Origin of the sequence: Janibacter terrae (assembly GCF_039636765.1) — a bacterium.
Lineage (GTDB): Bacteria > Actinomycetota > Actinomycetes > Actinomycetales > Dermatophilaceae > Janibacter > Janibacter terrae.
In genome coordinates this window covers 1,084,947-1,105,244 of sequence record NZ_CP144167.1, presented here as the reverse complement: position 1 = coordinate 1,105,244, position 20,298 = coordinate 1,084,947, and the positions used below count along the sequence as shown (strand labels likewise).

Annotated in this window: 22 protein-coding genes; 5 read left to right on the top strand and 17 right to left on the bottom strand. The window is 72.9% G+C overall.

The genetic code is table 11. From position 1 onward, the window contains the following. Positions 1-53: 53 nt before the first annotated feature. From V3C34_RS05550 to fabG, 6 genes are read right to left on the bottom strand one after another with little or no spacing between them, the layout of a single operon-like run. The gene (locus V3C34_RS05550; RefSeq protein WP_068425536.1) at positions 54-1,133 is read right to left on the bottom strand and encodes an acyl-CoA dehydrogenase family protein; all 1,080 of its coding nucleotides are present in this window, start codon (positions 1,131-1,133) and stop codon (positions 54-56) included. Next, positions 1,130-2,299: an acyl-CoA dehydrogenase family protein gene (locus tag V3C34_RS05545; RefSeq protein ID WP_068326151.1), complete on the bottom strand. Its 1,170-nt coding sequence runs from the start codon at positions 2,297-2,299 to the stop codon at positions 1,130-1,132. The genes V3C34_RS05550 and V3C34_RS05545 overlap by 4 nt, the downstream gene beginning before the upstream one ends. Beyond that, positions 2,292-3,509: an acyl-CoA dehydrogenase family protein gene (locus tag V3C34_RS05540; RefSeq protein ID WP_068326153.1), complete on the bottom strand. Its 1,218-nt coding sequence runs from the start codon at positions 3,507-3,509 to the stop codon at positions 2,292-2,294. Before V3C34_RS05540 ends, V3C34_RS05545 begins: the two co-directional genes overlap by 8 nt. A 16-nt stretch (positions 3,510-3,525) precedes the next feature. Beyond that, complete coding sequence (locus V3C34_RS05535; RefSeq protein WP_068425539.1) at positions 3,526-5,052, bottom strand: class I adenylate-forming enzyme family protein; 1,527 nt, start codon at positions 5,050-5,052, stop codon at positions 3,526-3,528. Then, complete coding sequence (locus V3C34_RS05530) at positions 5,049-5,885, bottom strand: SDR family oxidoreductase (protein ID WP_346008282.1); 837 nt, start codon at positions 5,883-5,885, stop codon at positions 5,049-5,051. The genes V3C34_RS05535 and V3C34_RS05530 overlap by 4 nt, the downstream gene beginning before the upstream one ends. Then, positions 5,885-6,646 carry a 3-oxoacyl-ACP reductase FabG gene (fabG, locus tag V3C34_RS05525; RefSeq protein WP_346008281.1) on the bottom strand — a complete coding sequence of 254 codons (762 nt, stop codon included), beginning with the start codon at positions 6,644-6,646 and terminating at the stop codon, positions 5,885-5,887. The genes V3C34_RS05530 and fabG overlap by 1 nt, the downstream gene beginning before the upstream one ends. 107 nt (positions 6,647-6,753) lie before the next feature. Here fabG and V3C34_RS05520 point away from each other — a divergent pair, with 107 nt between their 5' ends. Next, complete coding sequence (locus V3C34_RS05520) at positions 6,754-7,224, top strand: MaoC family dehydratase (RefSeq protein ID WP_068326162.1); 471 nt, start codon at positions 6,754-6,756, stop codon at positions 7,222-7,224. A 65-nt stretch (positions 7,225-7,289) separates the two neighbouring features. Here the strand turns inward: V3C34_RS05520 and V3C34_RS05515 are convergent, their stop codons facing one another. Genes V3C34_RS05515 through V3C34_RS05505 form a run of 3 tightly spaced genes read right to left on the bottom strand, consistent with a single transcriptional unit; the run spans position 7,290 to position 9,760 of the window. Continuing rightward, on the bottom strand, positions 7,290-7,796 hold the full coding sequence (locus tag V3C34_RS05515; protein WP_068326166.1) for a thioesterase family protein: 507 nt from the start codon (positions 7,794-7,796) through the stop codon (positions 7,290-7,292). Then, positions 7,793-8,746, bottom strand: coding sequence for an NADPH:quinone oxidoreductase family protein (locus tag V3C34_RS05510; protein WP_346008280.1), 954 nt, complete (start codon positions 8,744-8,746; stop codon positions 7,793-7,795). The genes V3C34_RS05515 and V3C34_RS05510 overlap by 4 nt, the downstream gene beginning before the upstream one ends. Positions 8,747-8,758: 12 nt before the next feature. Beyond that, the gene (locus V3C34_RS05505; RefSeq protein WP_068326171.1) at positions 8,759-9,760 is read right to left on the bottom strand and encodes an NADP-dependent oxidoreductase; all 1,002 of its coding nucleotides are present in this window, start codon (positions 9,758-9,760) and stop codon (positions 8,759-8,761) included. A 131-nt stretch (positions 9,761-9,891) separates the two neighbouring features. On the opposite strand from V3C34_RS05505, the gene V3C34_RS05500 reads away from it, so the two are divergent. Beyond that, positions 9,892-10,677 (top strand): SDR family oxidoreductase, encoded by a 786-nt coding sequence (locus V3C34_RS05500; protein ID WP_346008279.1) that lies wholly within the window; start codon positions 9,892-9,894, stop codon positions 10,675-10,677. Between the two features lie 63 nt (positions 10,678-10,740). Here V3C34_RS05500 and V3C34_RS05495 read toward each other — a convergent pair whose 3' ends face one another. Genes V3C34_RS05495 through V3C34_RS05480 form a run of 4 tightly spaced genes read right to left on the bottom strand, consistent with a single transcriptional unit; the run spans position 10,741 to position 14,385 of the window. After that, positions 10,741-11,421: a TetR/AcrR family transcriptional regulator gene (locus V3C34_RS05495; protein WP_346008278.1), complete on the bottom strand. Its 681-nt coding sequence runs from the start codon at positions 11,419-11,421 to the stop codon at positions 10,741-10,743. A gap of 10 nt (positions 11,422-11,431) precedes the next feature. Next, complete coding sequence (locus V3C34_RS05490; protein WP_346008277.1) at positions 11,432-12,448, bottom strand: phosphotransferase family protein; 1,017 nt, start codon at positions 12,446-12,448, stop codon at positions 11,432-11,434. Further along, positions 12,445-13,668 carry an acyl-CoA dehydrogenase family protein gene (locus V3C34_RS05485; RefSeq protein WP_346008276.1) on the bottom strand — a complete coding sequence of 408 codons (1,224 nt, stop codon included), beginning with the start codon at positions 13,666-13,668 and terminating at the stop codon, positions 12,445-12,447. The genes V3C34_RS05490 and V3C34_RS05485 overlap by 4 nt, the downstream gene beginning before the upstream one ends. A 45-nt stretch (positions 13,669-13,713) precedes the next feature. Further along, positions 13,714-14,385: an HAD-IA family hydrolase gene (locus V3C34_RS05480; protein ID WP_346008275.1), complete on the bottom strand. Its 672-nt coding sequence runs from the start codon at positions 14,383-14,385 to the stop codon at positions 13,714-13,716. 154 nt (positions 14,386-14,539) lie between these two features. Here V3C34_RS05480 and V3C34_RS05475 point away from each other — a divergent pair, with 154 nt between their 5' ends. From V3C34_RS05475 to V3C34_RS05465, 3 genes are read left to right on the top strand one after another with little or no spacing between them, the layout of a single operon-like run. Beyond that, on the top strand, positions 14,540-15,850 hold the full coding sequence (locus V3C34_RS05475; RefSeq protein WP_211596834.1) for an MFS transporter: 1,311 nt from the start codon (positions 14,540-14,542) through the stop codon (positions 15,848-15,850). Beyond that, on the top strand, positions 15,847-16,656 hold the full coding sequence (locus V3C34_RS05470; RefSeq protein WP_068425555.1) for an enoyl-CoA hydratase-related protein: 810 nt from the start codon (positions 15,847-15,849) through the stop codon (positions 16,654-16,656). The genes V3C34_RS05475 and V3C34_RS05470 overlap by 4 nt, the downstream gene beginning before the upstream one ends. A gap of 32 nt (positions 16,657-16,688) precedes the next feature. Further along, the gene (locus V3C34_RS05465) at positions 16,689-17,291 is read left to right on the top strand and encodes a dienelactone hydrolase family protein (protein ID WP_346008274.1); all 603 of its coding nucleotides are present in this window, start codon (positions 16,689-16,691) and stop codon (positions 17,289-17,291) included. Between the two features lie 21 nt (positions 17,292-17,312). Here V3C34_RS05465 and V3C34_RS05460 read toward each other — a convergent pair whose 3' ends face one another. From V3C34_RS05460 to V3C34_RS05445, 4 genes are read right to left on the bottom strand one after another with little or no spacing between them, the layout of a single operon-like run. Continuing rightward, a complete protein-coding gene (locus V3C34_RS05460) occupies positions 17,313-18,674 on the bottom strand; it encodes an MFS transporter (protein WP_346008273.1) in 1,362 nt (453 codons plus the stop codon). Continuing rightward, positions 18,671-19,258, bottom strand: a complete 588-nt coding sequence (locus V3C34_RS05455; protein ID WP_346008272.1) for a methylated-DNA--[protein]-cysteine S-methyltransferase — start codon at positions 19,256-19,258, stop codon at positions 18,671-18,673. The genes V3C34_RS05460 and V3C34_RS05455 overlap by 4 nt, the downstream gene beginning before the upstream one ends. Next, entirely contained in the window at positions 19,255-19,731 is a 477-nt protein-coding gene (locus V3C34_RS05450; protein WP_068425566.1) for an RNA polymerase sigma factor, read from the bottom strand. The genes V3C34_RS05455 and V3C34_RS05450 overlap by 4 nt, the downstream gene beginning before the upstream one ends. Further along, positions 19,718-20,236 (bottom strand): methylated-DNA--[protein]-cysteine S-methyltransferase, encoded by a 519-nt coding sequence (locus V3C34_RS05445; RefSeq protein ID WP_346008271.1) that lies wholly within the window; start codon positions 20,234-20,236, stop codon positions 19,718-19,720. The genes V3C34_RS05450 and V3C34_RS05445 overlap by 14 nt, the downstream gene beginning before the upstream one ends. Between the last annotated feature and the right edge of the window lie 62 nt (positions 20,237-20,298).

Here is a 20,298-nt window from a genome sequence, read left to right as displayed (position 1 = left end):
GTCACTCCTGTGGGTGAGGGGAGGTCGAAGGGGGTGGGTCGAAGGGGGTTCGGTCAGCTCGCCGGGAGGTCCACGAGCTCGGCCAGATCGCTGCGGTGCCGGTCCGGGGTGCCGAGGGCCAGCTGGTCGGACTTGGCCCGCTTGAGCCGGGTGTGCACCGACGCCTCCCACGTCATGCCGATGCCGCCGTGCAGCTGCAGGGCCTCCTCGGCCGCCCGCACCGCGGCGTCCGAGCAGTACGACTGGGCCACGGCCTGCGAGACCAGCTGGTCGGGGTCGCCGTCCGCGAGCGTGCCGGCGGCGTGGCGGGCGGCGGCCCGGGTGCCGACGAGTTCCAGGTAGAGGTCGGCGAGGCGGTGCTTGATCGCCTGGAAGGAGCCGATCGGTCGGGCGAACTGCACCCGCGTCTTCGCGTACTCCACCGTCGTGTCGAGGCACCACTGCGCCACGCCCAGCTGCTCGGAGGCGAGCAGCGCGGCGCCGGCGGCGAGCGCGGCGTCGACGGCCTCGTCGGCGGCGGTCCCGGAGGCGATCTCGTTCCCCTGACCGGTCACGCTCACGCGGGCGAGCGGGCGGGTCATGTCGAGCGACGTGATGGGCTCCAGCTCGACCTCGTCGCGATCGAGAGCACGAAGGGAGGTCACGCCCCCCTCGCCCCGGGTCGGCACGAGGAAGAGGTCGGCACCGAGCGCACCGGCGACCGGTGCGACCGGCCCCGCGCTCGGGTCGACGGCCGTCCACGCCCCACGGCGCGCGGTCCACGGCAGCACGAGCGCCGCGGTGCGCTCCCCCGAGGCGAGGGTCGGCAGACGGGTCTCGTCGCCGGCCTCGAGGAGGGCGGTCGTCGCGATGACGGCACTGGTGAGGAAGGGGACGGGCGCGACGGCCCCGCCGAGCTCCTCGAGGACCACGGCCGCCTCTCGGGCGCTGGCTCCCGCGCCGCCGAGCGACTCGGGGACGAGCAGGCCGGCGAGGCCGAGCTGCTCGGCCAGCGAGCGCCACAGGCCGGACACGTCGGTGTCGGGTTCGTCGGCGAGATGGGTGGGCAGCGTCTCGTCCAGCGCGCGGCGCAGGGTCGAGCGGACGCTGTCCCGCAGCGCCTCCTCGACGTCGGTGTAGAGCAGGTCGGTCATCGCGGCACATCCTTGAAGGCGATCCCCTTGTCGGGGCGGTGGTCCGGTGGCAGGCCGAGCACGCGCTCGGCGATGACATTGCGCATGATCTCGCTCGTGCCGCCCTCGATCGAGTTGCCCTTGGCGCGCAGATAGCGGAAGCCGGGGCCGTGACCGAGGAAGGAGCCGCCCTCGGGGCGGACCATCGTCCAGTCGTGGTACTCGAGCCCCTCCTCGGGGGCGACCTCGAGGGCGAACCCGCTCACCTGCTGCGCCTGGTGGGCGAAGGCGAGCTTCATCGCCGAGCTCTCGGGGCCGGGCTGACCGACCTCCAGGCCCTGCCGCAGGCGCTCCCCGGCGAGGCGGGTGACCTCGGTCTCGACCCACCACTGCATGAGCTCGGTGTGGTGGCCGGGGGTGCGCACCGACGGGTCGGTGCGCCACCGCTGGGTGACGACGCCGATCTGGCCGGCCTCGCGCTCGTTGCCGGCGGAGATCGCCACGCGCTCGTTGTTCAGCGTCGTCGTCGCGACCTTCCAGCCGGCACCCACGGCGCCGACCCGGTGGGTGTCGGGCACCCGCACCCCGGTGAGGAAGACCTCGTTGAACTCCGCCTCGCCGGTGAGCTGGCGCAGCGGCCGCACCTCGATCCCGGGGTCGGACATGTCCACGACGAAGTAGGTCATCCCCGCGTGCTTGGGGACCGTCGGGTCGGTGCGGGCCACGAGGATCGCGAACTGGGCGTTGTGCGCCCCGGAGGTCCACACCTTCTGCCCGTCGACGACCCACTCGTCACCGTCGGGGACGGCACGGGTCGCGACACCCGCGAGGTCGGAGCCGGCACCGGGCTCGCTGAAGAGCTGGCACCAGATCTCGGTGCACGTGAAGAGCGGGCGCAGGAATCGCTGCTGCAGCTCCTCCGTGCCGAAGGCCAGCAGCGTCGGAGCGGCCATGCCCAGGCCGATGCTGTTCTTCGCGAAGTCCGGACGGGGCGCGCCGGCCTCCTCGAGGAGGGCGTCGACCTCGAGCTGGCGTCCACGCGAGAGGCCGAGGCCTCCCTTCCCCTGCGGGAAGTGGACCCAGGCGAGGCCGGCGTCGAACTGGGCGCCGAGGAACTGCGCGGGGTCGCTCGTCTGCGGGTCGTGGCTCGCGAGGAGCTCCTCGACCCGCTGCTGCAGATCAGGCATGTGCGGTCCTCCTGCGGATCTCGTGTCGGGCGAGGGCGTTCTTGTGCACCTCGTCGGGGCCGTCGGCGAAGCGCAGGGTGCGCACCTGGGCGTACCACTCGGCGACGGGGAAGTCCTGGCTCAGGCCGCCGGCGCCGTGCACCTGGACGGCCTTGTCGAGGATCCACTCGACGGTGGCGGGCGCGGCGATCTTGATCGCCTGGATCTCGGTGTGGGCGCCCTTGTTGCCCGCCGTGTCCATGAGCCACGCGGCCTTGAGGGTGAGCAGCCGCAGCTGCTCGATGCGCACCCGGGACTCGGCGATCCAGTCGCGGATGACGCCCTGCTCGGACAGCGCCTTGCCGAAGGCGACCCGGCTCGCGGCGCGGTCGATCATCAGCTCCAGCGACCGCTCGGCGATGCCGATGAGCCGCATGCAGTGGTGGATCCGGCCCGGGCCGAGGCGGGCCTGGGCGATCGCGAACCCGGAGCCCTCCTCGCCGATGAGGTTGGCGGCCGGCACGCGCACGTCGGTGAAGTCGATCTCGGCGTGGCCGCCGTGGTCGCGGTCGTCGTAGCCGAAGACCTTCATGCCGCGGCGCACGTCGACGCCGGGGGTGTCGCGCGGCACGAGGATCATCGACTGCTGCCGGTGACGGTCGGCCGACGGGTCGGTCTTGCCCATGAGGATGAAGATCTTGGCGTCGGGGTTCATCGCGCCGGAGATGTACCACTTGCGGCCGTTGATGACGTACTCGTCCCCGTCGCGCACGATCGAGGTCTCGATGTTGGTCGCGTCGGAGCTGGCCACGCGCGGCTCGGTCATCGCGAAGGCCGAGCGGATCTCGCCGGCGAGGAGGGGGGTGAGCCACTGCTCCTGCTGCTCGGGGGTGCCGAACATGTGCAGCACCTCCATGTTGCCGGTGTCCGGTGCCGCGCAGTTGGTCGCGACCGGGGCGATGTGCAGGCTCCGGCCGAGGGTCTCGCACAGGGGCGCGTACTGGAGGTTGGTCAGGCCGGCGCCGGACTCACCGGGCAGGAAGAGGTTCCACAGCCCCAGGCTGCGGGCGGCCTCCTTGGCCTGCTCGACGACCGGCGGCGGCGACCAGCGGTCCGGGGCCGCGTCGAGCTGCTCCTGGTAGGTCGCCTCGATGGGGTAGACGTGCTCGTCCATGAAGGCGGTGAGCCGCTCCTGCAGCTCGGTGGTCCTGGCGTCCGTCGTGAAGTCCACGGTCCGCTCCCTTCGCTCAGCGTGTGGGGGTGGTGACCCGAGCGGGCCGCTCACCGGTGATCGCGATGGTCGGGCGGTCGATCGCCCGCTTGAGGATCTTGCCGGTCGCCCCCTTGGGGAGCTCGTCGACGACCTCGTAGATGCGCGGCACCTTGTAGGCCGCGAGGCGCTCCTCGAGCCAGGCGCGCAGCCGCGTCGGGTCGATGCTCGCTCCCGGCTGCGGGGTGATGACGGCGGCGATCTCCTCGCCGAGGCGCTCGTCGGGGACCCCGACGACGGCGGCCTCGAGGATGTCGGGGTGCCCGTAGAGGACCTCCTCGATCTCCCGCGGGTAGACGTTGTACCCACCGCGGATGACGAGGTCCTTCTTGCGGTCGACGATCCACAGGTCGCCGTCCTCGTCCATGCGACCGATGTCGCCGGTGAGGAACCAGCCGTTCGCGAAGGCCGCCTCGGTGGCCTCCGGACGGTTCCAGTAGCCGCTCATGACGTACGGCCCCCGGATGCCGACCTCACCCGTCTCGCCGGGCGGCAGCTCCTGGTGGTCCTCGTCGAGGATCGCGAGCGCTCCGCCGGGCAGTGCCCGGCCGACGCTCATCTCCTTGCGCGGGCAGTCGTCACGGTTGAAGGTCGCGGCACCCGCGGTCTCGCTCAGGCCGTAGCCGTCGAGGACGACGGCGCCGAAGCGGTCGTGGAAGGCCTTGCCCACCTCGAGCGGCAGCGCGGCCCCGCCGGAGCACGCGAGGCGGAGGGAGGCGAGGTCCTCCCGCGTCACGTCCGTCTCGGCGTGGAGCATGGCATTCCACATCGTCGGGACACCGGCGACGGAGGTGAGCCGCTGGTCAGCGGCCATCCGCAGCAGCTTGGCCGGGTCGAAGGGCCGCAGCAGCGACATGCACCCCCCGGCGGTGTAGACGGTGAACATCGACGACGACTGCCCGAAGACGTGGAAGAGCGGCAGGGCGGTGCCCATGCTCTCCCCGGAGCCGAGGGCGAGCGCCTCGGCGAGGGACTCGCCGCAGGACAGGAGGTTGCCGTGGGTGAGGATCGCGCCCTTGGGCGCACCGGTCGTGCCCGAGGTGTAGAGCAGGACCGCCGGGCCGTCGGAGCCCGCGTCGACCGGGTCGAGCGTGCCCCGGGGCGCCGGGACGCAGTCCGGCTCGAGCAGCCACAGGGGCAGCTCGAGCGCGGCAGCGGTGGCGGCGACCGCCTCCGGCGACTCGTGCCAGCCGAGCGCGAGGGTGCATCCGGCGTCCTCGACGAAGTGGGTGAGCTCGCGCTGGGTGCACAAGGGGTTGACCGTCACCGCGGTCGCGCCGAGGGCGAGGACCGCGTGGTAGGTGATGACGAACTCCGCACTCGTCGGGACGACGAGGAGGACCCGGTCCTGCGGGCGCACGCCACGCTCGGCGAGCGCCTCCATCGCGCCGCGCACGGCGGTGCGCAGCTCGGCGAAGCTCCACGAGCGCCCGTCATCGCGCAGCGCGGGCGCGTCCGGCGTCTCCTGCGCCCACCGCCAGATGAGGCTGGCTCCGTTGGTCATGACGCGTCTCCCCTCAGGTGGCGCTGGTAGCGCTGCATGCCGTGGATCCACCGGTCGTGGTCGGCGGCCTTGCGCTGTGCGAACTCGCGGACGTCCTCGTGCGGCGTGATGAGGAAGCGACCCTCGGCGACCGCGGCGAGGACCTGGTCGGCGACGTCTCGCGGGGCGAGCACCTCGCCCGCACCGGTCACCGCGGCGGCGGCGACCCGGCCCCCTTCGCCCCCGCCGGAGGTCATGCCGGAGCGCAGCATGTCGGTGTCGACGCCCATCGGGCACAGGCAGCTGACCCCGATCCCGTCGTCGCCGTAGGTCACGGCGAGCCATTCGGCGAACGCGACGGCGCCGTGCTTGGACACCGAGTAGGTGGCCGAGCCGATCTGGGTGAGCAGTCCTGCGGCCGACGCCGTGGAGACGAAGTAGCCGCTGCCCCGCTCGACCCAGCCCGGCACGAGCTGCCGGGCGGCACGCACGTGCGCGAGCAGGTTGACGTCGAGCGCGAGCTGCCACTGGTCGTCGGTGGCCCCGAGACCGCTGCCGTCACCGACGCCGGCGTTGGCGAAGTAGAGATCGACCTCGCCGAAGTGCTCCCGGGCGGCGGCGATCGTGCGGGTGATGTCCGCCTCGCTCGAGGCGTCACCCGGCACGGCCAGCACCGCGTCTGGACCGACCGAGGCGGTGAGCCGCTCGGCGGTGGCGGTGAGGCGCTGCGCGTCGAGATCCGCGATGACGACTCGGGCGCCGCGGGCGATCAGCGCCTCCGCGAGGGCCGCCCCGATGCCACCGGCCGCGCCGGTGACGACGGCGACCTTGCCCTGGATCCGCATCCCGGGCATCAGTCGCAGGGGGAGCCGGCGACGTAGAGGACCTGACCGGTGGTGAAGCCGGCCCCCTCGCTGGCGAAGAAGGAGACGGCGTGGGCGATGTCCTCGGGCTGGCCGGTCCGCCCGACGGGGACCTGCTGGGCCGCGTGGGTCACGAAGTCCTCGAACGGGACACCGACCCGCTCCGCAGTCGCCTGGGTCATCTCGGTCTCGATGAAGCCGGGCGCGATGGCGTTGGCGGTCACGCCGAACCTGCCCAGCTCGATGGCCAGGGTCTTGGTGAACCCCTGCACGCCGGCCTTGGCCGCGGAGTAGTTGGTCTGGCCGCGGTTGCCCTGGGCGGAGGTCGAGGAGAGGTTGACGATGCGCCCGTACCGCTCCTGCGTCATGAACGCCTGGCAGGCCTTGGTCATGAGGAAGGCGCCGCGCAGGTGGACCGCCATGACGGAGTCCCAGTCCTCGACGGACATCTTGAAGAGCAGGTTGTCGCGGATGATGCCGGCGTTGTTGACCAGCACGGTCGGCCCACCGAGCTCGTCGGCGATCCGCCGCACGGCGGCCTCGACCTGCTCGGGGTCCGAGACGTCGGCGCCGACGGCGAGCGCCCGCCCCCCGGCCGCGGTGATCTCCTCGACGACGGGCACGCAGGCCGACTCGTCGAGGTCGAGGACGGCGACGGCCATCCCGTCCGCGGCGAGGCGGCGGGCGACGCCCGCCCCGATCCCTCGGGCCGCGCCGGTGACGACGGCGACGCGCTGCTGGTCAGTGGTCATCTGAGAACTCCTGTGGTCTCGACTGCGGAACGTCTCGAACATACTTGAACCCGGCTTCAAGTTCAACTAGGTTCGGGGCATCCCGTTCGTGATCGAAGGAGCTCACCATGACGCAGACAGCCCAGCACCGCCCGACCTCGGTCCAGGACCTCAAGGACCTCGTGGGGGTCGAGCTCGGCCCCACCGAGTGGCACGTCGTCGACCAGGCCAAGATCGACGGCTTCGCCGACCTCACCGGCGACCACCAGTGGATCCACGTCGACCCTGCCAGGGCCGCGGACTCCCCCTTCGGCTCGACGATCGCGCACGGCCTCTACAGCCTCTCGCGCACGCCGGCCTTCCTCGAGGAGCTCATGGCCTTCGACGGGTTCGCCCACAGCCTGAACTACGGCTACGACAAGGTGCGCTTCATCCACCCGCTGCCGGTGGACTCGCGCATCCGCCTGCGCGCGATGCTGAGCTCGGTCGAGGAGACCGCCCCCGGCGCCGTCAAGGTCGTCACGACCCTCACGGTCGAGGCCGACGGGATCGACAAGCCGATCCTCGTCGCGGAGTCGATCGGCCGCTTCAGCTCCTGACCCAGCCGGACGAGAGAACCGCATCCGCCGTGGCGGATGCGGTTCTCCTGTCGGCGGGCTCGGGTTCAGCGACGCACGCCGATCGTGCCCGACAGGGGCAGCTGCCAGGGCAGGGCCCGGTGGGCGGCGATCTCCGCATCGATGCGCCGGGCCAGGTCCGCCGGGAAGGGGGTGGCCCGGCGGGTCACGAGGTCGACGTGCCCCTCGAGCACCTCGAGCGTGTTGGCGATCCGACCGGTGGTGTGGTTGACGACGACCGAGATCCCGTGGAAGACCTTGTCGCCCCGGTCGAGCCAGCGCACGTGCGCGGAGATCTCCTCGCCGATGTGCACCTCGTGCAGGAAGCGCAGGTGCTGCTCCATGCTGAACACGCCGAGCCGACGACCGGAGCGGTAGGCGTCGTCGACGCCGATGCGCAGCAGCGACTCGTGCGCCGCGCGGATGTGGAAGCCGTAGAAGTGGGCCACGTTGACGTGGCCGTTGCCGTCCTCCCACTCCGGCCCGGCGACGACGCGGCAGGCCTCGGGGATCCGCGCGACCTCGGCGACGGTGGGCAGCTGGTCGACGGTCACGGCACCAGGACCACCTTGCCGGTCACGGTGCGCCCCTCGAGGGAGGAGAGCGCGGTCGCGGCCTCCTCCAGCGGGTGGACCGCACCGACGACGGGGCGCAGGGCACCGCTGCGCAGGTGCGGGAGCATGGCGTCCCACTCCCGGCGCACGTGGCCCGGGCGCGACATCGCGTAGGCACCCCACCCGACGCCGACGACCGAGACGTTGTTGAGGAGCAGCCGGTTGACCTTGACCTCGGGGATCCCACCGGCCGTGAAGCCGATGACGAGGAGCCGCCCGTGCTCGCGCAGGGCGCGCAGGGAGTCGGTGAAGCGGTCCCCGCCGACGGGGTCGACGACGATGTCGACGCTCCCCTTGCCGACCGCCGCGAGGAACCCGTCGGCCGGGACGACCTCGTCCGCACCGGCGGCCCGGGCGATCTCCCCCTTCGCCTCGGTGGAGACGACCCCGATGACCCGCCCGGCACCGAAGGCCTTGGCCATCTGTATGGCCGCGGTGCCGATGCCGCCGGCGGCGCCGTGGACGAGCACGGTCTCGCCCTCGGTCAGGCCACCGCGCTCGAGGAGCGCGAAGTAGACCGTCGCGTAGTTGAAGGTGAAGGACGCGGCCTCCTCGAAGGAGACCTCGTCGGGCAGGGCGAAGGTCAGGTCCGGCCGGGCCAGTGCCTGCTCGGCGAAGCCACCGAGCAGGGTGAGCGCGGCGACGCGGTCACCGACGGACAACCCGCTGCCCTCGGGGGCGGCGACGACGACCCCGGCGACCTCGGCGCCGGGGACGAAGGGGAGGTCCGGCTTGACCTGGTACAGGCCCCGGGTCTGGAGCAGCTCGGGGAAGGCGACCCCGGCCGCCTTGACGTCGATCGTCACGAGCCGCGGGTCACCGGGCTCCGGAAGGTCGACGAGCTCGACCGCCTCGGGGCCGTCGAGCGAGGAGATGTGGACTGCGCGCATGTGGGAGACCTTTCAGACCTGGAGGAGGAGCTTGCCGGTGTTGACCCCGTCGAAGAGGCCGAGCAGGGCGTCGGGGAAGGCGGCGACGCCGCCCTCGAGGACGGTCTCGGTCGCGACGAGACGGCCGTCGCGGATGAGCTCGCCGATGCCTGCGATGGCCTCGCCGTAGCGGTCGGCGTAGTCCATGACGACGAAGCCCTGCATGCTCGCGCGGAAGACGAGCAGCGCCATGTACCGCCGGGGCCCCTCGGCGAGCGTCTCGTCGTTGTAGGTCGAGATGGCCCCGCAGACGACGACGCGGGCACCGTGCGCCAGGTTGGCCAAGGCGGCGTCGAGCAGCTCCCCGCCGACGTTGTCGAAGTAGACGTCCACGCCGTCGGGTGCGGCCCGGCGCACCTGGCGCAGCAGGTCCCCCTCGCGGCGGTCGATGACCTCGTCGAGCCCGAGCTCGCGCAGCCAGGCGACCTTGTCCGGGCCCCCGGCGACGCCGATGACCCGGCACCCCTTGGCCTTGGCGAGCTGGGCGACGGTGCTGCCGACGGCACCGGCCGCAGCCGACACGAGGACGGTGTCGCCGGGCTGCGCCCGTCCGATGTCCTCCAGGCCGAACCATGCGGTCATGCCCGGCATGCCGAGCGCGCCCAGCCAGGTGCTCATCGGGGCGAGGTCCAGGTCGAGGCGGGCGACCCCCTTCCCGCTGGAGATCGCGTACTCGCGCACCCCGAAGGTGCCGCTCACGACGTCACCGACGGCGAAGTCCTCGTGCTGCGAGGCGACGACCGTGCCGGCACCGAAGGCCCGCATGACGGCGCCGATCTGCACCGGAGGCAGGTACGAGCGCACGTCGTTGAGCCAGCCGCGCATCGCGGGGTCGAGCGAGATCTGCTGCAGCTCGACGAGGAACTCCCCCGGACCGGGGTCGGGGACGTCGGTCGTGGCCAGCTCCCAGGTGCTCGCGTCGGGGCGGCCGTGCGGGCGGGCGGCGAGGCGGATCTCCTGCGAGGTCCGGGACATTGGGTGGCTCCTGGGTCGGGTCGACGGTGACACGGCCACCCTGCCACAACATGAATCTGCGTTCAACTACTCTTGAACCACGATTCAAGTGCGACTACGGTCGAGCCACCACCCCCGAGCGAAGGACCACCATGGACATCCCCTCCCTCTTCTCCCTCGAGGGCCGCGTCGCCCTCGTGACCGGCGGCTCCCGCGGCATCGGCCGGATGATCACCGAGGGCCTGCTCAGCCAGGGCGCGACGGTCTACATCACCGCCCGCAAGGCGGAGGCCTGCCTGGCCACGGCCGCAGAGCTGTCGCAGGAGCACGGCGAGGGTCGCTGCACGGCGCTGCCCGGTGACGTGTCGACGACCGCCGGCATCGCCGACCTGCTCGCCGCCCTGGCCGAGCACGAGGACCACCTCGACGTGCTCGTCAACAACGCCGGCGCGGCGTGGGCCGAGCCCTTCGACAGCTTCCCCGAGAGCGGCTGGGACAAGGTCATGGACCTCAACGTCAAGGCGCCCTTCTTCCTCACCCAGGCGGCCAAGGGCCTGCTGCTCGCCGGCCGTGAGCGCAGCGGCCACCTGGCCAAGGTCATCAACATCGCCTCCATCGACGGGCTCTCCCTCAACCCGCTCGAGACGTACTCGTACCACGCGAGCAAGGCGGGGGTCGTCCACCTCACGAAGCGGATGGCCGTCACGCTCGCGCCCGAGGGCATCGTCGTCAGCGCGATCGCGCCGGGCGCCTTCGCCTCGAGCATGAACAAGGAGGCGCGCGACCACGGGGAAGAGATCTCCGGCCACATCCCCTCGGGTCGCATCGGGCGCCCCGAGGACATGGCCGCCGCCGCGGTCTACCTGGCATCCGACGCCGGCGACTACGTCGTCGGCAGCACCCTGACCGTCGACGGCGGGGTCAACATCGCGCGCTGAGCCGCACCACGTGACGAAGGGAGGGGCCGCTGGCCTCTCCCTTCGTGCGCCGGCGAGGAGACCTCAGTCCGCGCGCAGCTCGGGCGTGGTGAGCCCGAGCGCGTTGGTCCACAGACGCGTGGCGCCCTCGACGAGCTCTTCGACGGGGACGAGGAGGAAGTCGTTGACGAAGGCGTCCTGGGCCAAGCGCGAGACCATGCCCGAGAGCGCCATGGCCGCGGTCATCGCGTCGATCCCGCGGTCCGCGAGCCCGCGGGACTGCAGGTCGGCGATGGCCTTGCCGTTGCGGACCACGAAGGCCTGGGCCCTGGCCTGGCGCAGCCGCCGGAACCGCGGGTCGACCGCGGCGACCTGGAGGAGCAGCTGGTTGAGCCGCGCGTTGCGCCGGTATGCCTCGAAGTAGGCGCGGTTGCTCGCGGCGATGATCGCGACCGGGTCGTCGGTCGCCTCCATCCGGTGGGTCCCGGGGTGCAGCATCTCGCTCTGCGCCTGGTGCAGGACCGCCGCGAAGACCTCGTCCTTGCTGTCGAACCACGTGTAGAAGCTGCCGATCGAGCACTTCGCCTCGGCGGCGATGTCGACCAGGCGGGAGTCGACGAAGCCGTCGCGCTCGAAGACGGTGCGGGCGGCGGCGATGAGCGCGTCCCGGGTGCGCTGGCCGCGCGCGGTCTGCGGCCGGGTGCCGAGCTTGGCGGCGTCGACGAGGTCGGGCACCTCGCTCGTGGTCTCGCTGTCGCTGGGCATGGCCGCCATGCTAAACCGCTTCGTCCAGCACCACGTGCGCAGCGGACACGAGCTGGTCGACGGCCTCTGCGGGGATCTCGCCCATGGCGGTGAGGTTGCGCGGGTCGTCCAGCTGCCGGCGCCGGACGCCCTCGAGGATGATCGCGACCTTCCACAGCCCGAGCCCGTGCCAGAAGGGCACGGCCGAGACATCCCGCCCGGAGACCTGCGCGTAGTGCGCCACGAGCTCCTCCCGGGTGGCGAAGCCGGGCACCGTCGAGGCGTCGAAGCGCATCGTCGGGGGGTCGCCCGCCTGGGGCCAGTAGGCCAGCACGGTCCCGAGGTCGGCGAGCGGGTCGCCGAGGGTGGCGAGCTCCCAGTCGAGGATCGCCCGGACGTGCGCGTCGCGGGGGTCGACGATGACATTGCGCAGGTGGCTGTCGCCGTGGACGAGCACGACCTCCGCCGGGGCGGGCTCGCGCTCGTGGAGCCGGCTGGTGAGCCGGTCCAGCTCGGGCAGGTCCCGGGTCCGGGACAGCTCCCACTGCCCCGCCCACCGCTTGAGCTGGCGGGCCGCGTAGGGCTTGTGGCTCGCGAGGTCGGCGAGCCCCACCCGGTCCAGGTCGACCGCGTGGATGCGGGCCAGGGTCTCGACGAGAGAGAGGCCGACCGCGTGCCGGGCCGCCGGTGACAGGCCCTCCGCGTCGCTGCGTTCGTCGAGGACGAGCCCGTCGACGAAGGAGACGACGAGGACCGGCCGGTCGGCGACCGCCGGGTCCTCGCACAGCCCGTGCACGACGGGAAGGGGGACGTCGGTCCCCTGGAGCGCGGAGAGGATCCGGTGCTCCCGGCCGACGTCGTGGGCCGAGGCCAGCAGCTCGCCCATCGGGGGGCGCCGCAGGACCAGGCGCTCCCCCTTCGCGTCCGTGACGAGGTAGGTGAGGTTGGACTGACCCAGGCCCACGCGCTCGTGGACCAGCGGCGGCTCGACGTCCACCCGCTCGGTGATCCAGGCCGCCATCGCGGCCGTGTCGATTCCCTCGATCACTGGGACTTCCCCCACTGCGGGCTGCGGCGGCGGTACTCGCGACGGGCGATCGTCATCTTGTGCACCTCGTCGGGGCCGTCGGCCAGCCGCAGGGTGCGCATGTGCGCGTACCACATGGCCAGCGGGAAGTCGTCGCTCACGCCGCCGCCGCCGTGCACCTGGATGGCGCGGTCGATGACCTTGAGCGCGACCGCCGGGGCGGCGACCTTGATGGCGGCGATCTCCGTGCGGGCGACCTTGTTGCCCACCGTGTCCATCATGTGCGCGGCCTTGAGGGTGAGCAGTCGCGCCATCTCGATCTCGATGCGGGACTCGGCCACCCAGTCCATGATGTTGGCCCGGTTGGCGATCGGCTCGCCGAAGGCGACCCGCGACTGCGCCCGGTCGATCATCAGGTCCAGGGCCCGCTCGGCGACGCCGATCGCGCGCATGCAGTGGTGGATCCGGCCGGGACCCAGTCGGGCCTGGCTGATCATGAAGCCGTCGCCCTCGCCGGCGAGCAGCGCCTCGCGCGGGACCCGCACGTCGGTGAAGGTCACCTCGGCGTGGCCCTCGCGGTCCATGTAGCCGAAGACCGGCAGCCCGCGCTCGATGGTCACACCGGGGGCGTCGATCGGCACGACCATCATCGACTGCTGGCGGTGCGTCGGGGCGTCCGGGTCGGTCTTGCCCATGACGATCATGACCTTGCAGTTCTTGTGCAGGGCGTTGGAGGTCCACCACTTGCGGCCGTTGATGACGTACTCGTCACCGTCGCGCTCCATGCGCGTCTCGACGTTGGTCGCGTCCGAGCTGGCGACGGCCGGCTCGGTCATGGCGAACGCGGAGGCCATCTCGCCCGCGAGCAGCGGCTTGAGGTACTTCTCCTTGTGCTCGTCGGTGCCGAAGAGCGTGAGCACCTCCATGTTGCCGGTGTCCGGGGCGTTGCAGTTGATCGCCTCGGGGGCGATCTCGATGCTGCGCCCGGTGATCTCGGCGAGGTGCGCGTACTCGAGGTTGGTCAGACCCGGGCCCCACTCCGGGTGGGGGTGGAAGAGGTTCCACAGGCCCTGGCTGCGTGCCTCCGCCTTGAGGTCCTCGAGGACCTGCGGGTGGTGGTTGGCGTCGCCGGAGGCGCGCATCTGCTCGTGGTAGACGCTCTCCGCCGGGTAGACGTGCTCGTCCATGAAGGTGAGGAGTCGTTCGCGGTAGTCCTGTCCGCGTTCACTGAGTTCGAACATCGTGGCCGTCCTTCGGGGTGGTGGGGGTCGGGGTTCGGGGACCGGTCAGCGGGTGCCGGTCGGGGCCGGGAGGCGGAGTGCCTCGCGGATGCGGGGCAGGGACTCGTCGGCGCTGCGGTGGAGGATGCCGCGGATGCCGAGGCGGGCGGCCCCGACGAGGTTGTGCTCGAGGTCGTCGACGAGCACGCAGTCCGCCGGCTCGACGCCCAGGCGCTCGCAGGCGATCCGGTAGATCTCGCGCGAGGGCTTGCGCACCCCGACCTGGCCGGAGACCACCGAGACGTCGAAGAGCTCGTCGAGGTCGACGCGGGCGTAGCAGTCGCGCCCCAGGGAGTTGGAGACGAGCGCGACCGGGACACCCGCGGCGCGCGCCTGCCGGACGACGTCGATCATCGGCTCGTCGAGGTGGAGGTGCGCGGCGAGGCGGGCGAGCAGACCGCGGGGCTCGATGCGGCCACCCGCCTCGAGCATCGCGGCGGCGAAGGCGTCCTCGAAGCCCTCGTCGTCGAGCCGTCCGACCTCGTGCTCGGCGAGGGCGGTGCGCGCCCCCTCGTGGGTGGCCAGCAGGCGCAGCGCGGCGTCGGGGACCAGGCCGGCGTCGGCGGCGAGCGCGCCGAAGGCCGGGCCGATCGGGGCGGTGAGCACACCACCGAAGTCGATGAGCAGCGCCGTGGCGCGCGCCTCGGCGGCGGTCGGGCCGGGTGACGTCGTCGTCATGTCAGCACTCCAATGGCTTCTGCGGTGTCGTGACAGGTATAGTTGAACTTAGATTCAGATTCAAGTCAATGACGACGCCGTCCGAGGAGCCGCCATCTCCGCCGCTGCCCTGCCACCGCAGCCCCACCGCGCCGCCCTCGCGAGCGCCATCGCGGTGCTCTTCGGGGTGACCGGCCTCGGCAGCGCCGCGGTCGCCGTGGCCCTCCCCGCCCTCACCGTGGACCTGGGGCTGACGACCGGCCGCGCCGCGCTCGTCGTCAGCTGCTACTCGCTCGCCCTCGCGGTCGGCAGCGCCGTCTTCGGCCGGCTCGGTGACATGTTCGGCATCCGCCTGCCGCTGTTCGTCGGGATGTCCGTCATGGTCACGGCCGCCTGCGCGGGCGCCCTCGTCGACTCCCTTCCCGCCCTCATCGCCACACGCACCCTCCAGGGGCTGGGCGCCGCCGCCGTCCCCGCCCTGACCCTCGCCGCAGTGCAGGCCCTCTTCGCGGGTGACAGCCGGGCGCGGGCGATGGCCACCTACTCGGGCATCGGGGCGACGATCAACGCCCTCGGCCCGGTCGCCGGCGCCCTGCTCGTCGACCCCTTCGGCTGGCGTCCGGTCGTCGCCATCCCCGTGCTGACCCTGGCGGTCGTACCCCTCGTGTGGCGGGACCTGCCGACCCGGCGGCACCCCGGCGCGACGCTCGACCCGGTCGGCGCCCTGCTCGTGGCCGCGGCCGCCATCGGCGCCGTCCTGTCCCTGCAGGCGGCCACCCTCGGCGGTGGCACCGCGCTCGTGGGCCTGGTCCTCCTGCTCGCCGCCGCCCCCGCAGCCGTGCTGCGCTCACGAGCCCGGCCGCACGGCGTCGTCCCGGCCGCCCTCGTGCGCGACCGCGCCGCCCGCCTCAGCCTGCTCACCGCCGCGAGCCTGCCCTCCGCGTGGTTCGGGCTGCTCGTCGCGGTCCCCACCGTCCTCACCGCCCACGGGTGGTCGGGGACCCGGGTCGGCCTGCTGCTCGTGCCGTGCGCCGCCCTCGGGGTGGTCGCCCCGCGCATCACCGGTCCGGCCCTCATCCGTCTCGGCGCCTCCCGCGGGCAGCTGCTCGCCACGACGGGGACGGCGCTCGCGGTGGTCCTCGCCGCGGTGGGGGCAGCCGGGGTCCGCCCCGCGGTGCTCGTCGCCGCGACCCTGCTGCTGATGATCTCCTTCGGCCTCGGCCAGCCCGCCATGACGGCCCTCGTCGCCGACTCGGTGCCGGTGCGCACCCGGGGTGGCGCCCTCGGGCTGCTCACCCTGGTCTTCCTCCTCGGCGGCAGCCTCGGGGCCGCCACGGTCGGCGGTCTCGGCGACGCCATCGGCTTCCCGCGCGCCCTGCTCGTGCTCGCCACCCTGCCCACGGTGGCCGCCCTCGCCTTCGCCCGCCCCCTCCCTTCGTCCCCCACCCCGGACCCACCCCGACCCCGAACCCAGGAGATCCCATGACCGACACCGACCACGTCCTGCACGACCTCACCGACGGCATCGCGACGATCACGCTCAACCGACCGGAGCGACGCAACGCGCTCTCGCGCCCGATGATCGAGCGGCTCGAGGAGCTGCTCGACGAGACCGAGGCGGACCCGGCGGTCCGCGCGCTCGTCATCACCGGAGCTGGTCGCGCCTTCTGCGCCGGGGGTGACGTCCAGCAGTTCGACGCGGACGGGGGCGAAGGGGGTGGCGCCACCGAGGTCGACCCGGCTGCCGTCGCGGAGCAGCTGCGTCACCAGGAGATGACCGTCGGTCGCCTCCACGCCTTCACCAAGCCGACGATCGCCGCGCTCCCCGGGGCCGCCGCGGGCGCTGGGCTCGGGCTCGCGCTCGCGACCGACCTGCGCATCGGGACGCCGCGCACCCTCGTCGCGACCGCCTTTGCGACGATCGCCCTGTCCGGGGACTTCGGCGTGGCGTGGTTGCTCGAGCGGATCGTCGGCCCCGCGCGGGCGCGCGAGCTCATGCTGCTCAGCCCGCGGCTCGACGGGCAGGCCTGCCTCGACCTGGGTCTGCTCACGCAGCTCGTCACCGAGGACGAGCTCGAGGAGCGCACGCGCGAGCTCGCCACCCGGCTCGCGGACGGCCCGGCCCTCACCCTGGCGCACATCAAGCGCAACCTCCTCGAGGCTGCGCACCAGACGCTGTCGGAGTCGATGGCCGCCGAGGTGCCCCGCCACAAGGAGTGCGGCCTCGCCGCCGACCACGTCGAGGCGGCACGCGCCTTCGTCGAGAAGCGGCCCCCGGTGTTCTCGCGCTGACCGCTGTCGGTGGCCGGCCCTAGGTTGGGTCCATGGCACAGGTCATCCTCTTCCCGTCCGTCCTCGGTGTGCGTCAGGGCGTCACCGATCTCGCCGATGCGCTGACCGGCGCCGGCCACACCGTCCAGGTCGTCGACCTGCTCGACGGGCAGGTCTTCGACGACTACGAGCCCGCGGCCGCCCGCTCCCGCGAGATGGGCTTCCCGGCGCAGATGGCCGCGGCGTTGCAGGCCTCCCGGCAGACCGAGGGACCCTTCGTCGCCGTCGGCTTCTCCAACGGAGCCGGCCTGGCCCAGTGGGTCGCCGCGCAGCGTCCCGACGACGCGCGCGGCGTCGTCATGGTCGGCGGGGGCATCCCGATGCGCGACCTCGAGGCGACGTGGCCACCCGGCGTCCCGGGCCAGGTGCATGTGAGCGCCGGCGACCCCTTCCACGAGGAGGACCGCCAGTTCGACCCGATGGTCGACGAGCACCTCCAGGACGACGTCGAGCACGCCGGCGGCGCGTTCACCTACGTCGAGTACCAGGGCGACGGCCACCTCTTCAACGACCCCTCGCTGCCCGCGGAGTACCAGCCCGACGAGGCGCGCATCCTCACCCGGCGCGTGCTGGAGCTCGTCGACGCCGTGGGTTGACCCACCCCTCGAGGTGGCCGGTCAGTCGAGCAGCTCGCGCCCCCTGGTCTCCGGCAACAGGAAGGCTGCTGCCGCGGCCACCACGAAGGCGGCGGCGAAGAGCGAGAAGACGATGACGTCGCCGTCCGCCCCGCCGCGCTCGAGGAGGACGGGCACGGTGAGCGGGGCGGCGATCGAGGCGAGCCGACCGAAGCCGGCAGCCGCCCCGGCCCCGGAGCCACGCACCGCCGTGGGGTAGATCTCCGGGGTGATCGCGTAGAGCGCGCCCCAGGCGCCGAGGTTGCAGAAGGAGAGCGCGCTGCCCGCGACGATGATCGAGGCCACCGAGCCCGACTGCCCGAAGAACCACGCCGCGAGCGCCGAGCCGATCAGGAAGAGAGCGAGCGTCGAGCGCCGTCCCCACACCTCGACGAGGACCGCTGCGAGGGCATAGCCCGGCAGCTGGGCGAGCGTGATGACCAGGGTGTACCCGAAGGAGGTCGTCACGTCGTGACCGCGGGCCACGAGCAGGGAGGGGATCCACAGGAAGGCCCCGTAGTAGGCGAAGTTCACCCCGAACCACACGAGCCAGATGCCTGCCGTGCGCCGACGCAGCGCGGTCGACCACAGGCCCGCACCCCCGGCCTCCCGGGGCCCGACGTCGGGGCCGGCCGGGCCGGTCGCCCCCTTCGCGCTCGTCGTGGCGTCCGGCCGCAGACCCGCGGACCGCTCGAACCCACGGACCACCTCCTCCGCCTCCTCGTGCCGGCCGCGGCTCTCCAGCCAGACCGCCGACTCGGGCAGGCCGAGGCGCACCACGACGGCGTAGACCGCCGGCACGAGCCCGAGGACCAGCGCCCACCGCCAGCCGTCCTCGCCGCGCGGGACGACGTAGAAGCCGATGACGGCCGCGAGGATCCAGCCGACCGCCCAGAAGGACTCGAGCACGACGACGAGCCGGCCGCGGATGCGCGTCGGCGACAGCTCGCTGACGAGCGTCGAGGCGACGGGCAGCTCGGCACCGAGACCGAGGCCGACGAGGAAGCGCAGGACGAGGAAGACCGCGATGCCTCCGACGAGCGCCGAGGCGCCGGTCGCCAGGCCGTAGACGACCAGGGTGGCGGCGAAGACCGTGCGGCGGCCGAAGCGGTCGGCCAGGCGTCCGCCGAGGGTGGCGCCGAGCGCCATCCCGACGAAGCCGGTCGTGACGATCCACGACCGCTCGGTCGTCGTGAGGCCCCACTGCTGGGTCAGGACGACGATGACGAAGGAGATGAGACCGACGTCCATCGCGTCGAGGGCCCACCCCGTGCCCGACCCGAGGAGGAGCCGGGTGTGCCGACGCGTGTACGGCACCCTTCCGAGTCGTTCCGCACGGGTCGGCCCTGCGCCGGTGGAGCTCATGGGGCGACGGTACGCCCCGCCGCGGAGCCTTCCAGCCGCAGCAGCAGCTCCTTCGCCTCTGGCCCACCGCGATAGCCCCCCGCGCCCCCGTCGCTGCGCACGACGCGGTGGCAGGGCAGGAGCAGCGGGACCGGGTTGTGCGCGCAGGCGCTGCCGACGGCCCGGACCGCGCGGGGGCGCCCGGTCATCGCGGCCATCTGCGCGTACGTCGCGGTGCGGCCGAAGGGGATGCGGGGCAGGGCCGTGACCACCTCGCGCCGGTAGCCGGCGAGCAGCCGCAGGTCGAGCGGCACCTCGGGCCCGGGCCCGTGCCCGGCGAAGTACGCCTCGAGCCAGCGCGCTGCGTCGTCCAGGCGGGCGGGCGAGCGCAGCACCCGCGGGCTGACCCGCTCGGCGAGCTCGGCGAGGACCCTGTCGTGCCCCTCCCTCTCGAAGCCGACCCGCACCACCCCCTGCTCCGTCGCCGCGAGCAGCAGTCGGCCCACGGGTGAGTCGACCACCCGGTAGGCGATGTCGAGCAGTCCTTCGTCGTCGGCGCGCGCGACGAGTCGCGCGTGCAGTCCCTCCAGGTGCGCGGTGCTCATCGGATCTCCTTGTCCCGCAATGTCCTCAGTCCGTCCGCGGCAGCCCGGCGGGCCGCCGGCTCGCTCCCGCCGACGAGCTCGACGATCCGCGCGTAGGGCAGCCCGCCGAGGTAGCGGTAGGTGATGACGTGGCGCTGCTTGGTGGGCAGCTCGGCGACGTGACGCCACACCCCTTCGTCATCGGTGGTCTCCTCGAACCCGACGTCCGGGACGTCCGCGACCGGCTCGGCGCGCCGCCGCTGCCGCGCCCGGTGGACGTCGATGCACTTGCGGGCCGCGACGGTGGCGAGCCACGCGCGCACGTCGAGGTCGCCCGGCAGGTCGGGCCACGCCCGCAGCGCCGCGAGGAAGGTCTCGCTCCACGCGTCGTCGACGTCGGCGGCATCGACCCGTGCCCGGCAGATCGCGAGGACCCGCGGCCCGTGCTCCCGCACGACCTGCTCGAAGGGGGGCAGCGCCTCAGAAGAGGGCATCGCGCTCCTCGGCTGCCGGCTCCTCGAGCGCCAGGAGCGCCCGCTTGCGATCGAGCCCGCCGGCATAGCCGGTGATCGAGCCGTCGGACCCGACGACCCGGTGGCAGGGCACGAGGATCGAGATCGGGTTGGCCCCGACCGCGCGCCCCACGGCCTGCGCGGCCCCGCCGGTCTCCCGGGCGAGATCGCCGTAGGTGATCGTCTCGCCGTAGGGGATGCGCAGGAGCAGGTCCCAGACCCGGCGGTGGTGCTCGCCACCGCGCAGCTGCAGCGGGATGTCGAAGTCACGCCGCTCCCCCGCGAGGTACTCGTCGAGCTCACCCTGCAGTCGCTCGAAGATCTCGTCGCTGCCGGACGGGACCCGCGGCCCGAAGCCGGCGGGGTCGGGCAGCGTCCAGTGCCCCGGGAAGTACAGGCCGACGAGCGCGCTCCCGTCAGGCACGTCGTCGACGACGGCCGTCAGCTCACCGAGGGGCGTCGTGAGGACGGCGTGCCGTGTGGTCATGATCTCGATCATGTCCGATGAACGCGACGAGGTGCGCCCGCGTGAGATCGGTAGCCTCCCGC